Origin of the sequence: Psychroflexus sediminis (assembly GCF_900099815.1) — a bacterium.
Classification (GTDB): domain Bacteria; phylum Bacteroidota; class Bacteroidia; order Flavobacteriales; family Flavobacteriaceae; genus Psychroflexus; species Psychroflexus sediminis.
This window is the reverse complement of sequence record NZ_FNCW01000009.1, coordinates 74,405-86,753: the sequence shown is the minus strand read 5'-3', so window position 1 is coordinate 86,753 and position 12,349 is coordinate 74,405. Positions and strand designations below refer to the sequence as shown.

Here is a 12,349-nt window from a genome sequence, read left to right as displayed (position 1 = left end):
GAAAGAATTTCTTAAGGTTTTAAAAATAGAAAAGCCAGACTTGGCTGGCTTTATAATTATAATGATTTGATTGTTAACTATTTAATCTTCCGGGTTGTCTTCATCACTACTTTGGGGCAAATCCACATAATTCATGTCCATTTCTTCATCTTCAAAGTCTTCAACGTCGAATTTGGTCATTGTATCTTCCAGTCTGGTGCTAATTTTAACAAGATAAATGGTGTCTTCTGTTTTGACTTCAACGGCTTCAACGGTTTCATTTTTTGAATTTTTGAAGACCAAAACATCACGATCATCGTAACCATCAGGATATTTTTGGACAAGCATTGAAAGTATTTCAGGAGTAAGTTTTTTGTAATCAATAATGATGCGTTTCATTCTAAATTGTGTTTGTCTCTAACAAACATAAAATAAAAGTTCACATAAAAAAACAAATTTATTTTAAAATAAAAACTCTTTTCAAAACTGCGGTAGAATCACAATTTTCAAAAATCAAGCCTAACTTTTGTTCCTCAGCTTCACCTTCAACCTGATAAGTTTTACAAGGTTTTGCTTCAATATTACTTTTTTTGAAATTGACATCTCCTGCTTCCAAGATATAAGAAATAGAGGAGGTGTCTATTTGTTTGTCTTTAAAAAAAACCAATGCTTCCTCAGAAAGGATACGCTCTTTATTTCTGATGTTTTTTAAAACTCGGGCATCCAGGCCCCAGTCACAGGATGTTTTTTTACCACCCAGAAAAAACATGAGCATAATGATTCCTACAACAAATCCAGACAGATAATAGCCGAGTCTATGAATAAATTTCATGAAATAGTTTTAAAAGATAAGTAAATTAGGGTCTCTGTGATTGAGATCAAACCATTCTGCAACGGATTTATTGGTCAGGATACCATGGTAAAAATAAAGTCCATTTCTTAACCCGGAATCAATTCTCAAGGCTGGTTCCAGGCCGCCTTCCTCGCCAATGTGAAGTAAATAAGGAGTGAAGATGTTGCTTAAAGATAAAGAGGCCGTTCTGGAATATCTGGAGGGTATATTAGGAACACAATAATGAATCACATCGTGTTTTATAAATGTTGGGCTGTCGTGAGTGGTTATCACAGAAGACTCTATACAACCTCCCATATCTATGCTAACATCGATGATAACAGACCCTTTTTTCATTTTCTTCACCATTTCCTCAGAGACAATTACTGGGGCTCTGTTTTTTCCTTTTGCTCCACCTACAATTACATCGGCTCTTTTTAAAGCTTTTAAAAGTATTTTTGGCTGCAGTGTAGACGTAAATAAAGTACGGCCAATATTGCTTTGCAAACAGCGCAATTTGGTAAGAGAACTGTCAAATACTTTGACGCCGGCTCCAAGTCCTAAAGCACTTCTCGTCGCAAATTCACCAACAGTTCCAGCACCGAGAATGACAACCTCTACCGGAGGAACTCCACTTATATTACCAAACATAAGTCCATTTCCTCCGGACATGTTCGATAAAAGTTCAGCAGCGATTAAAATTGACGAAGTCCCAGCGATTTCACTTAAAGCTCTGACGGCAGGATAAGCCCCAAACTCATCTTTAATAAACTCAAAGGCAAGCGCCGTAATTCTTTTTTTGGAAAGCGTTTCAAAATATGATTTTTTCCTTGTTTTAAGCTGTAAAGCCGATATTAATATAGCTTGAGGCTTTATTAAAGTAAGCTCTTCTTCAGATGGAGGAGCAACTTTTAAAATGACAGGACAAGAAAAAACTTTGCTTGTGTCTTTTGTAACTTCTCCGCCGGCTTCACTGTAATCTTTATCACTGAAATTGGCTTGAAGTCCGGCACCGCTTTCGATTAAAACTCTATGACCGTTTTGACTTAAGGCATTGACTGCATCCGGAGTAAGGCAAACGCGTTTTTCCTGATAGGAGGTTTCTTTAGGAAGACCAATAAACAATTCTCCTTTAGAACGCTGAATCTCAAGCATTTCTTCTTGTGGAAGTAATTCTGAAGTTGAAAAAGGTGATTTTGAAGAGTGTGGATTCATTGAAAAAATTAGTTAAGCGAAAATAATTAAAATTAATCGGAAACTCTTCTTATTTGATTAAAACTCAGTCAAAGTCAATGTGCGCAATTGGTCTTCATCTTCACTGAGTTCAATTAAAGTATAGTGTTCGGGCCAAAGATTTGAGATTTTTTCAGGCCACTCTATAACTACATAATGTGAATCATTCAGATAATCTTCAAACCCCATATCAAAGGCTTCAGCTTCATCTTCAATCCTGTAAAAATCAAAATGGTAGATAGCTGTATTTTCAGCTTCATATTCGTTAACCAGGGAAAAAGTAGGGCTAGAAACCTGATCCGTACTGCCTAATTGTTTGACAAGTTCTTTGATGAGTGTCGTTTTACCAACACCCATTTCTCCAGAAAATAACATATATTTTGAATTTGCTTTTTCTAAGATTTGAGCTGCTATCTTATCAAGATCCTCTAATTTATAAGTTAACTGCATGATTTTATCTGGGTTCCATTACGACAAAGGGGATGATCATTTCTTCAAGAGATATTCCACCGTGTTGGTATGAGTTTCTGTAGTAGTTCACGTAATAGTTGTAATTATTGGGATAAGCTAGAAAATAATTTTCTTTGGCAAAAATAAACGAACTTGACATATTGATACTGGGCAAATGGATTTTTTTGGGATCTTTAGCCACAACCACATCTTTTTCGTTATAAGTAAGGCTTTTGCCGGTTTTGTATCTCAGATTTAAACTTGTATTCTTATCTCCAACCACTTTAGACGGATGTTTTACATTTATTGTGCCATGGTCTGTGGTCATAATCAGTTTAAAACCCAAACTCTGAGCTTGCTGAATGATATCCAGCAAAGGCGAGTTTTTAAACCAGCTTTGGGTTAAGGATCTGTAGGATTTGTCATTGGAAGCTAACTCTTTAATCACTTCCAGTTCGGTTTTGGAATGCGATAGCATATCCACAAAGTTGTAAACCAAAACGGTTAAGTCATTGTTTTTTTGGCTCCTGAAATTTTCAGCTAATTTTCTTCCCTTCGCAACATTTGTTATTTTATGATATTGGGTTTTATAATCTTTCCCAAGTCTGCTAAGTTGAGATCTTAAAAAGTCTTCTTCAAATTGATTTTTCCCCCCTTCATCGGTGTCGTTTAACCAATATTCTGGATAAATTTTTTCCATGTCGGCAGGAGTCAATCCTGAAAATATGGCATTTCTGGCGTATTGAGTTGCAGTAGGTAAAATGCTAAAATAGGGCTCTTCCTTCTTTTTTTTGTAATGGTTGGCTATAGTAGATTCGAAGGATTTCCATTGGTCGTATCTTAAATTATCCACCACGACTAGTAGCGTTGGCTGCTCTTTGGAAAGTTCGGGTAATATTTTGGATTTGAAAAGCGTATGAGATAAAGTAGGAGAGTCTGAGTTTTTTTCGAACCATGTGGGATAATGTTTATCTATAAATTTACAGAATTGAATATTAGCCTCGTTTTTTTGAGATTCAAGGATTTCAAACATCCCACTATCTTCAACGGTTTCCAGTTCTATTTCCCAATAAATCAATTTTAAATATAAATCTACCCATTCCTGATAAGAATTCACGTTGGTCAATTCCATAGAAATCTTACTAAACTCCTGCTGATAATTCAAAGTTGTTTTTTCAGAAATTAATCTAGAATGGTCTAAATTCTTCTTTAGACTCAGAAGGATTTGATTGGGATTGACAGGCTTTATAAGGTAATCTGCTATTTTAGAGCCGATGGCTTCCTCCATAATATATTCTTCTTCACTTTTGGTAATCATGATGACAGGAAGATCACTACGGATAGCTTTTAATTCATTCAGTGTTTCCAAACCCGTAAGACCGGGCATATTTTCATCTAAAAAAACGATGTCAAAATTTGTTTTGGAAACTTCATCTATCGCTTCTGTACCACTTTGGCAAGTGGTCACTTCATAGGATTTCTTCTCTAAAAACAAAATATGCGGCTTTAGCAAATCTATCTCATCATCCACCCAGAGTACTTTTATCTTTGACATATATAGCTGTATATTTGTGTTTTAAAAATTTTAAAATTGAACCAAAGGAACAAACTTAAGATAATAAACGATCCAATTTATGGATTTATTACCATACCCAGTCCCTTAATTTTTGATCTTATTGAGCATCCTTATTTTCAAAGATTGAGGCGGATTACTCAGATGGGACTCTCTCATTTGGTATATCCCGGAGCCAACCATACCAGATTTCATCATGCTTTAGGTTGTCTTCATCTCATGAAGAAAACCTTAGACATTTTAAAATCAAAAGGCATTGAAATTACGGAGGAGGAAGAAGAAGCGGTTCTTATTGCTATTTTACTTCATGATATTGGTCACGGTCCGTTTTCCCATGCCTTAGAACATTCCATAGTAAATGATTTGTCTCATGAATATTTGTCCCTGGAATTTATGAACAGATTAAACTCAGAATTTGAGGGGCAATTAAATCTTGCAATTGACATTTTTAGAGGGAATCATCACAAAAAATTCCTCTGCCAGCTCATCTCAAGCCAGTTGGATATAGACCGGCTGGATTATTTGAAACGGGATAGTTTCTACACCGGCGTTGCTGAAGGAAATATCAATAGTGAGCGACTCATCAATATGCTCAATGTGGTTGATGATGAACTTGTGGTAGAAGAAAAGGGAATTTATTCCATCGAAAAGTTTCTTGTCGCCAGAAGGCTTATGTACTGGCAGGTTTATTTGCATAAAACAAGTTTGTGTGCAGAGCAAATTTTAATTAGACTTTTGCTTAGAGCGAAGTTTGTTTTCGAGACTACGGAAGAGATTATTGAAAATTCTACTTTGAATTATTTTTTAAGACACAAAATTGATTCAGAAAATTTTGATGAAATCACTTTAGAACTGTTTTCCAAGTTAGATGATTACGATATTATTTCTGCTTTGAAAGTCTGGCAGCATCATGAAGATTTTGTGTTGAGTAAACTTAGCCAGATGATTTTGAACAGAGATTTACTAAAAGTTAAGTTAAAAAACGAGCCTGTCGAATCCTCAAAAATTGATGAGTATTTGAAAAGAGTTCAAGAGAGTTTCAAGATTTCCAGGTCTGAGGCAGAATATTTTGTTTTTGAAGGATCCACCTCAAATCTTGCTTACCAACCTGATAAAGAACATATTAATATGTGGTATAAAAATGGTAAGATTAAAGATGTGTCTTCGGCTTCAGATCAATTAAACCTTAAGGCACTGTCTAAAACAGTTATCAAATATTACATATGTTATCCAAAATCCTATAATTAACCGTTTTTTTCTATTTTTGCCACGATGAAATTTACAGCGCAACAAATTGCAGACATACTTGATGGAGACATTGTGGGTAATCCTGATGCCGAAGTCGATAAGCTTTCGAAGATAGAGGAAGGCAAAGCGGGGTCACTTACTTTTTTATCTAATCCTAAGTATACTTCATATATTTATGAAACTGAGGCTAGTATTTGTATAGTGAATAAAAGTTTTGAAAAAAATCAGAACTTGTCTACAACCTTGATTAAAGTTGAAGATTCTTACGAAGCTTTTTCCAAACTTTTAGAAGTTTACAATCAGATTAAGTTAGATAAAAAAGGAATCGAAACTCCCAGTTCAATATCAGATTCTGCTAAGCTGGGAAAAGAGCCTTATGTCGGAGCTTTTGCTTATATTGGAGAAAACGTTATCATTGGTGACCATGTAAAAATATATCCAAACGTTTATATAGGTGACAATGTGATCATCGGTGATCATGTAACCATATTTGCCGGCAGTAAGATTTATTCTGAAACACAAATCGGAAACCATTGTACATTCCACAGCGGGGTGATTATTGGTGCCGATGGATTTGGTTTTTCGCCCTCAGATAAGGGTGAATATTCAAAAATCCCACAAATTGGTAACGTGATTATAGAAGATAATGTAGATATTGGCGCTGCAACAACGATAGACAGGGCAACTTTAGGCTCAACTATTATCAGGAAAGGTGTGAAATTGGACAATCAGATTCAGATTGCTCATAATGTTGAAATTGGTGAACATACTGCAATAGCTGCACAAACCGGTGTTGCGGGATCTACCAAGATCGGTAAAAATTGCCTTATCGGTGGTCAGGTAGGAATTGCAGGACATATAAAAATAGGCGACCGCGTAAAAATACAGGCTCAGACTGGTGTAGGGAGAAATATAAAGGATGGTGAAGCTATTCAGGGATCACCAGCTTTTGGATATAGTGATTTCAATAAGTCTTATGTTCATTTTAGAAACTTCCCGAAAATTATAAGTCGAATAGACAATATTGAAAAACAACTTCCTAAGAATGAAAATAAATAATCAAACTACCATTAAGAAAGAAGTTTCCCTGCATGGGGTAGGACTTCATACTGGCCAGAATGTAACGCTGACTTTCAAACCTGCTCCAATAAATCATGGTTTTGCTTTCAAAAGAATAGATTTGGAAGGAGAGCCTTTCATTCCAGCAGATGCAGCTTTAGTTACAAATACGGATAGAGGAACAAGTCTTGAAAAAAATGGAGTTGTCATCCAAACTTCAGAACATGTACTTGCAGCATGTGTTGGCTTAGGTATTGACAATATACTTTTAGAATTGAATGCTTCAGAACCACCAATAATGGATGGTTCATCTAAATTTTTCGTTGAAGCCCTAGAAAAAGCTGGTCTGGAAGAACAAGATGCTCCCAGGGATGAATTTATCGTTAAGGATGTAATTTCCTTTAAAGATGAAGAAACTGGATCTGAAATCATTGTCATGCCAGCTAATGAGTATCAGGTAACTACCATGGTAGATTTTGGCACTAAGGTACTGGGAACTCAGAATGCCTATTTGAACACCATGGACGATTTCAAGGAAGAAATTTCAGATTCTAGAACCTTCAGTTTTCTCCATGAGCTAGAAGCTATGCTTGCCAATGGTCTTATAAAAGGAGGCGATTTAAATAACGCTATTGTTTATGTGGATAAAGAACTATCCCCTGAAACAATGGAAAGTTTAAAAAAGGCCTTTGGTAAAAATGAAATCTCAGTAAAAACTAATGGAATTTTAGATAATCTTACTTTGCATTATCCCAATGAGGCAGCAAGACATAAATTACTGGATGTCATAGGAGATTTAGCTTTAGTTGGAACTCACATCCGAGGGAAAGTCATAGCAAACAAGCCGGGGCATTCCATAAATACCCAGTTTGCAAAAAAACTTGCAAAAATTATAAAAACTGAAAAACGAAATAAAGTTCCTAAGTTCGATCTCAATAAGCCTCCGCTTTATGATGTAACAGAAATCATGAACAGATTGCCTCACAGGCCTCCCTTTTTGCTTGTGGACAAGATATTTGAATTGACGGATAGCTCGGTTATCGGCACAAAAAACGTGACCATGAATGAACCTTTTTTTGTAGGGCATTTTCCTGGAAAGCCTGTAATGCCTGGTGTTCTTCAGATTGAGGCTATGGCTCAAACCGGAGGGATTTTAGCATTAAGCACAGTAGAAGATCCTGAAAATTATTTGACCTATTTTATCAAAATCGATAATGTTAAGTTTAAACAGCAAGTGGTTCCAGGAGATACACTTATATTTAAATTAGAACTTATATCTCCAATACGCCGTGGAATTTGTCATATGCAGGGTTATGCTTATGCAAATGATAAATTAGCTTGTGAAGCAGAACTCATGGCGCAAATTGTAAAATCAAAATAACATGAATCAACCCTTAGCATACGTTCACCCTGGTGCAAAAATTGCCAAAAATGTGGTGATAGAACCTTTTACGACTATCCATAACAATGTTGAAATTGGAGAAGGTACTTGGATTGGTTCTAATGTTACCATTATGGAAGGTGCTCGTATAGGTAAAAACGTAAGTATTTTTCCTGGTTCAGTAATTTCCGCTGTTCCTCAAGATAAAAAATTTGAAGACGAAGACACCATCACCGAAATTGGGGATAATACCACGATTAGAGAATGTGTCACTATCAACAGAGGGACAAGTGACAAAATGAAAACCAAAGTCGGGAGAAATTGCTGGATAATGGCTTATTGTCACATTGCTCACGATTGTATTGTGGGTGACAATTGTGTGTTTTCCAATAATAGTACTCTTGCAGGTCACATTGTAGTTGGAGATTATGCTGTACTTGCAGGAATGGCCGCTGTTCAGCAATTTTGCAGTATCGGAAGACACGCTTTTATAACAGGGGGTTCCTTGGTTAGAAAAGATGTTCCTCCCTTTGTGAAAGCGGGTAGGGAACCCCTGTCTTATGTCGGAATAAATTCGGTAGGATTGAGACGTAGGGGCTTTGACACCGACAAAATAAGTGAAATTCAGAATATTTATAGAATTCTTTATCAGAAAAATTACAACAACAGTCAGGCGGTTTCAATTATAGAAGCTGAAATGGAAGCAACTCCGGAACGTGACGAAATACTTCAGTTTATTAAAGATTCACAAAGAGGAATCATGAAAGGATATTTTTCAAATTAAAAAATTATGGCTACAACAAGCGACATCAGGAATGGATTGTGTATAAGATACAATCACGATATATTTAAAGTTACTGAGTTTTTACACGTCAAACCCGGTAAAGGGCCAGCTTTCGTGAGAACGAAACTCAAAAGTGTAACCACAGGAAAAGTCATTGACAACACCTTTTCTGCAGGTCATAAAATTGAAGAAGTTAGAGTGGAAACTCATAAATATCAGTTTTTATATCAGGAAGGAGAATTTTACCACTTTATGAACGTCGATGACTACACGCAGATCAGACTTCTTGAAGCTGCTCTTGATATGCCCAATCTGCTGAAAGAAGGTGAAGTAGTGACCATCTTAATCAATACTGAAGATAATTTACCACTATCGGTAGACATGCCTCCACATGTTGTTTTGGAAGTAACTCAAACTGAACCTGGAGTTAAAGGTAATACGGCTACCAATGCAACTAAACCTGCAACCCTTGAAACTGGTGCAGAAGTTAACGTTCCTTTGTTCATCAATGAAGGAGATAAGGTAAAAGTGGAAACTGATAAGGGGACTTACAAGGAGCGAATCAAAGAATAAGTTAACATAAATGAAGTTTCCACAACCACAGAGTCTTAGACAGATTTCTCAGCTCATCGATGCTGAATTTGTTGGTAAACCCGATTTTGAAATTTTAGGAATTAATGAGATTCATGTGGTAGAGCATGGCGATATTGTATTTGTAGATCATCCCAAATATTACGATAAAGCTCTAAAATCCAAGGCTAGCGTTGTGCTGATCAATAAAAAAGTGGATTGCCCCGAGGGCAAAGCACTTTTGATTTCAGAAGATCCTTTTACTGATTTTAATAAAATCACCGCTCATTTTTCACCGTTTGAATCATCAGCTGAAGCGAAATCAAATTCAGCAAAAATTGGTAAATCTACAATTATACAACCTAATGTGTTTATAGGTAATCATGTGAAAATTGGTGATAATTGTATTATACATAGCAATGTTTCGATTTATGATGGCGTTGAAATCGGAAATAATGTTCAGATTCATGCTGGGACTGTTTTAGGAGCCGATGCCTTTTATTATAAAAACCGCTCAACCCATCATGACAAGCTTCTTTCAGGCGGTAGCATTAAGATTGAAGATCATGTTGAAATCGGTGCGCTCTGCACTATTGACAAAGGTGTATCGGGTATAACGAGGATAGGTGAAGGAACCAAAATTGATAATCAAGTCCAGGTGGGTCATGATACTGTGATTGGAAAAAAATGTCTTATTGCCTCTCAAACTGGTATTGCTGGTTGTGTTGTAATTGAAGATGAAGTAACAATTTGGGGTCAGGTTGGTATTGCAAGCGGATTGACGATAGGTAAGAAGGCAATTATATATGCTCAATCCGGGATAAGCAAAAACTTAAAACCTAATACAACCTATTTTGGGACTCCAGCAGATGATATTAAAAAGAAATATAGAGAATTAGCTTATATTAATAGAATACCAGACATTATCCAAAAATTGAAAAATTTATGATACCCGATAATAAAACATTAGTTACAAATTTTTTTACGTCAAAATACTATAAAAATACAGCTGATTTCGATAAATATATCCATCCTAAAATAAAGATTAACTGGAACAGCAGTAAAGGTTTTTTTCAGTTTGATTATGATAAATTTAAATCGATGTCCCAGGAAATGGGTAAATCTTTTGAAAATATGTCACCGGAATTTTCTCACCTTATAGAAGAAAACAATAAGGTCTGTGCCAGATTCACCTATAATGTAGAGACCATGGAATCTCAGGATCTTATCGGTTTAGCCGATTTTTTTAGTGTTTGGGAGATAAAAGATAATCAACTTTACAGAGGATATATTATGTCTCAACCATGTGATGACGGTTTGGAAGGAATATTATCCTTTATTAATGACCATAATTAGACAATTTAATACTTAATAATTTTTAGGGCTCGTCTTAAAAAATTACTTTTGTTCAACAAAAATTAAACAAACTTATGAGCGTTTTAGTCAATAAAGATTCAAAAATAATTGTTCAAGGATTTACAGGGAGTGAAGGCTCTTTTCATGCTGAACAAATGATTGATTATGGAACTAACATCGTTGGTGGTGTAACTCCAGGAAAAGGTGGAACTGAACATTTAGGAAAGCCAGTTTTCAATACAGTTGCAGATGCAGTTGAAAAAGTAGATGCAGATACTACGATTATTTTTGTACCACCGGCTTTTGCTGCAGATGCCATTATGGAAGCTGCAGATGCTGGTATCAAAGTCATTATAACCATTACTGAAGGAATTCCAGTGAAGGACATGATCAAGGCTTCAAATTACATTAAAAGCAAAGACTGCAGACTTATAGGCCCTAACTGTCCTGGTGTAATTACTCCGGGTGAAGCTAAAGTTGGTATTATGCCAGGTTTTGTTTTCAAAAAAGGTAAAGTAGGTATTGTTTCCAAATCCGGAACATTGACTTATGAAGCTGCTGACCAGGTGGTGAAAGAAGGATTTGGCATCACAACAGCTATTGGAATTGGCGGAGATCCTATTATTGGAACCACAACCAAAGATGCAGTTGAATTGCTGGTTAATGATCCAGATACTGAATGTGTCGTTATGATTGGAGAAATTGGTGGTCAATTGGAAGCCGAGGCTGCAAAGTGGTATAAGGAGAGTGGTAGCAAAAAGCCTGTTATTGGTTTTATCGCTGGCGAGACTGCTCCTGCTGGAAGAACTATGGGACATGCTGGTGCTATTGTAGGGGGAAGTGAAGACACTGCTCAGGCCAAGAAAAAAATTCTTAAAGATTCTGGAATACACGTTGTGGATTCACCTGCTGAAATCGGAAAAAAAGTAGCAGAAGTTTTATCTAAATAATATTTTATTGAAAAGCCTTTGGTTATAAATCAAGGGCTTTTTTTATATATAAATTTGAAGCTATATGAAATTATTAAACTCAAAAAATGTAATTATTACAGGAGGTAGCCGTGGAATAGGTAAAGGTATTGCTGAAGTTTTTGCAAAGCACGGAGCTAATGTTGCGTTTACTTATAATTCGTCTTCCAGTTCTGCACATGAACTAGAAGATCATTTAAAAACCTTTGGTGTAAAAGCTAAAGCCTACCAATCTGACGCTTCAGACTTTAATCAGGCTCAGAAACTGGCCGATGATATTATCAAAGATTTTGGCAGCATCGATGTATTGATAAACAATGCAGGAATTACCAAAGATAATTTGTTGATGAGAATGAGTGAAGACGATTTTGACCAAGTGATCAAAGTTAATTTGAACTCCGTTTTCAACTTGACCAAAGCTGTTTTAAGACCGATGCTGAAGCAAAGACACGGCAGCATTATAAATATAAGTTCTGTTGTTGGTATTAAAGGTAATGCTGGCCAGGCGAACTATTCTGCTTCTAAAGCTGGGATTATTGGGTTTTCAAAATCTGTTGCTTTAGAACTGGGTTCCAGAAATATTCGCTCCAATGTGGTCGCTCCTGGTTTTATTGAAACCGAAATGACAGAAAAACTTGACGAAAAAACTGTAGAAAGCTGGAGACAAGCCATCCCTTTAAAGCGCGGTGGGCAGCCAGATGATATCGCTAACGCTTGTGTATTCTTAGCAAGTGACATGAGTTCTTATATCACAGGTCAAACCTTAAGCGTGGATGGTGGAATGCTAACCTAATAATAAATGATGACCAGTCAACTTTTGCTCTTGCTTTTTCTAAATTTTGCATGTGCATTAGCTTTGACCCTTATTTTATATAGAAATATTCTCAAAGACAAAATTCAAAGAGTCCTCGCACTC

Annotated in this window: 14 protein-coding genes; 9 read left to right on the top strand and 5 right to left on the bottom strand. The window is 36.1% G+C overall.

Annotated features, from left to right (window positions below):
- Positions 1-81 precede the first annotated feature (81 nt).
- From BLP81_RS09860 to porX, 5 genes are read right to left on the bottom strand one after another with little or no spacing between them, the layout of a single operon-like run.
- On the bottom strand, positions 82-378 hold the full coding sequence (locus BLP81_RS09860) for a hypothetical protein (protein ID WP_093368302.1): 297 nt from the start codon (positions 376-378) through the stop codon (positions 82-84).
- A gap of 58 nt (positions 379-436) precedes the next feature.
- Positions 437-811: a DUF4258 domain-containing protein gene (locus BLP81_RS09855; protein WP_093368301.1), complete on the bottom strand. Its 375-nt coding sequence runs from the start codon at positions 809-811 to the stop codon at positions 437-439.
- A 9-nt stretch (positions 812-820) separates the two neighbouring features.
- The gene (locus BLP81_RS09850) at positions 821-2,026 is read right to left on the bottom strand and encodes an alanine dehydrogenase (protein WP_093368300.1); all 1,206 of its coding nucleotides are present in this window, start codon (positions 2,024-2,026) and stop codon (positions 821-823) included.
- A 57-nt stretch (positions 2,027-2,083) separates the two neighbouring features.
- On the bottom strand, positions 2,084-2,494 hold the full coding sequence (tsaE, locus tag BLP81_RS09845) for a tRNA (adenosine(37)-N6)-threonylcarbamoyltransferase complex ATPase subunit type 1 TsaE (protein WP_093368299.1): 411 nt from the start codon (positions 2,492-2,494) through the stop codon (positions 2,084-2,086).
- Positions 2,495-2,498: 4 nt separating this feature from the next.
- Positions 2,499-4,049 carry a T9SS response regulator signal transducer PorX gene (gene porX / locus BLP81_RS09840; protein WP_093368298.1) on the bottom strand — a complete coding sequence of 517 codons (1,551 nt, stop codon included), beginning with the start codon at positions 4,047-4,049 and terminating at the stop codon, positions 2,499-2,501.
- Between the two features lie 36 nt (positions 4,050-4,085).
- Here porX and BLP81_RS09835 point away from each other — a divergent pair, with 36 nt between their 5' ends.
- The 9 genes from BLP81_RS09835 to fabG all read left to right on the top strand — a co-directional run bounded on the left by BLP81_RS09835 (position 4,086) and on the right by fabG (position 12,226).
- Positions 4,086-5,315, top strand: a complete 1,230-nt coding sequence (locus tag BLP81_RS09835) for an HD domain-containing protein (protein ID WP_093368297.1) — start codon at positions 4,086-4,088, stop codon at positions 5,313-5,315.
- Between the two features lie 24 nt (positions 5,316-5,339).
- Positions 5,340-6,374, top strand: a complete 1,035-nt coding sequence (lpxD, locus tag BLP81_RS09830; RefSeq protein WP_093368296.1) for a UDP-3-O-(3-hydroxymyristoyl)glucosamine N-acyltransferase — start codon at positions 5,340-5,342, stop codon at positions 6,372-6,374.
- Positions 6,361-7,755: a bifunctional UDP-3-O-[3-hydroxymyristoyl] N-acetylglucosamine deacetylase/3-hydroxyacyl-ACP dehydratase gene (locus tag BLP81_RS09825; RefSeq protein ID WP_093368295.1), complete on the top strand. Its 1,395-nt coding sequence runs from the start codon at positions 6,361-6,363 to the stop codon at positions 7,753-7,755. Before lpxD ends, BLP81_RS09825 begins: the two co-directional genes overlap by 14 nt.
- Before the next feature lies 1 nt (position 7,756).
- A complete protein-coding gene (lpxA, locus tag BLP81_RS09820; protein WP_093368294.1) occupies positions 7,757-8,539 on the top strand; it encodes an acyl-ACP--UDP-N-acetylglucosamine O-acyltransferase in 783 nt (260 codons plus the stop codon).
- A 6-nt stretch (positions 8,540-8,545) separates the two neighbouring features.
- Entirely contained in the window at positions 8,546-9,112 is a 567-nt protein-coding gene (efp, locus tag BLP81_RS09815) for an elongation factor P (RefSeq protein WP_093368293.1), read from the top strand.
- Between the two features lie 10 nt (positions 9,113-9,122).
- Positions 9,123-10,058, top strand: a complete 936-nt coding sequence (locus BLP81_RS09810; protein WP_093368292.1) for a UDP-3-O-(3-hydroxymyristoyl)glucosamine N-acyltransferase — start codon at positions 9,123-9,125, stop codon at positions 10,056-10,058.
- Positions 10,055-10,465 carry a hypothetical protein gene (locus BLP81_RS09805; protein WP_093368291.1) on the top strand — a complete coding sequence of 137 codons (411 nt, stop codon included), beginning with the start codon at positions 10,055-10,057 and terminating at the stop codon, positions 10,463-10,465. Before BLP81_RS09810 ends, BLP81_RS09805 begins: the two co-directional genes overlap by 4 nt.
- Before the next feature lie 74 nt (positions 10,466-10,539).
- Positions 10,540-11,415, top strand: a complete 876-nt coding sequence (gene sucD, locus BLP81_RS09800) for a succinate--CoA ligase subunit alpha (RefSeq protein ID WP_093368290.1) — start codon at positions 10,540-10,542, stop codon at positions 11,413-11,415.
- A 64-nt stretch (positions 11,416-11,479) separates the two neighbouring features.
- A complete protein-coding gene (gene fabG / locus BLP81_RS09795) occupies positions 11,480-12,226 on the top strand; it encodes a 3-oxoacyl-[acyl-carrier-protein] reductase (protein ID WP_093368289.1) in 747 nt (248 codons plus the stop codon).
- The last annotated feature ends 123 nt before the right edge of the window (positions 12,227-12,349 follow it).

Excerpts from the sequence above, each read along its gene's own strand:
- BLP81_RS09860 (WP_093368302.1), bottom strand. The coding sequence starts at position 378 with ATGAAACGCATCATTATTGATTACAAAAAACTTACTCCTGAAATACTT.
- BLP81_RS09855 (WP_093368301.1), bottom strand. The coding sequence starts at position 811 with ATGAAATTTATTCATAGACTCGGCTATTATCTGTCTGGATTTGTTGTA.
- BLP81_RS09850 (WP_093368300.1), bottom strand. The coding sequence starts at position 2,026 with ATGAATCCACACTCTTCAAAATCACCTTTTTCAACTTCAGAATTACTT.
- tsaE (WP_093368299.1), bottom strand. The coding sequence starts at position 2,494 with ATGCAGTTAACTTATAAATTAGAGGATCTTGATAAGATAGCAGCTCAA.
- porX (WP_093368298.1), bottom strand. The coding sequence starts at position 4,049 with ATGTCAAAGATAAAAGTACTCTGGGTGGATGATGAGATAGATTTGCTA.
- lpxD (WP_093368296.1), top strand. The coding sequence starts at position 5,340 with ATGAAATTTACAGCGCAACAAATTGCAGACATACTTGATGGAGACATT.
- BLP81_RS09825 (WP_093368295.1), top strand. The coding sequence starts at position 6,361 with ATGAAAATAAATAATCAAACTACCATTAAGAAAGAAGTTTCCCTGCAT.
- lpxA (WP_093368294.1), top strand. The coding sequence starts at position 7,757 with ATGAATCAACCCTTAGCATACGTTCACCCTGGTGCAAAAATTGCCAAA.
- efp (WP_093368293.1), top strand. The coding sequence starts at position 8,546 with ATGGCTACAACAAGCGACATCAGGAATGGATTGTGTATAAGATACAAT.
- BLP81_RS09810 (WP_093368292.1), top strand. The coding sequence starts at position 9,123 with ATGAAGTTTCCACAACCACAGAGTCTTAGACAGATTTCTCAGCTCATC.
- BLP81_RS09805 (WP_093368291.1), top strand. The coding sequence starts at position 10,055 with ATGATACCCGATAATAAAACATTAGTTACAAATTTTTTTACGTCAAAA.
- sucD (WP_093368290.1), top strand. The coding sequence starts at position 10,540 with ATGAGCGTTTTAGTCAATAAAGATTCAAAAATAATTGTTCAAGGATTT.
- fabG (WP_093368289.1), top strand. The coding sequence starts at position 11,480 with ATGAAATTATTAAACTCAAAAAATGTAATTATTACAGGAGGTAGCCGT.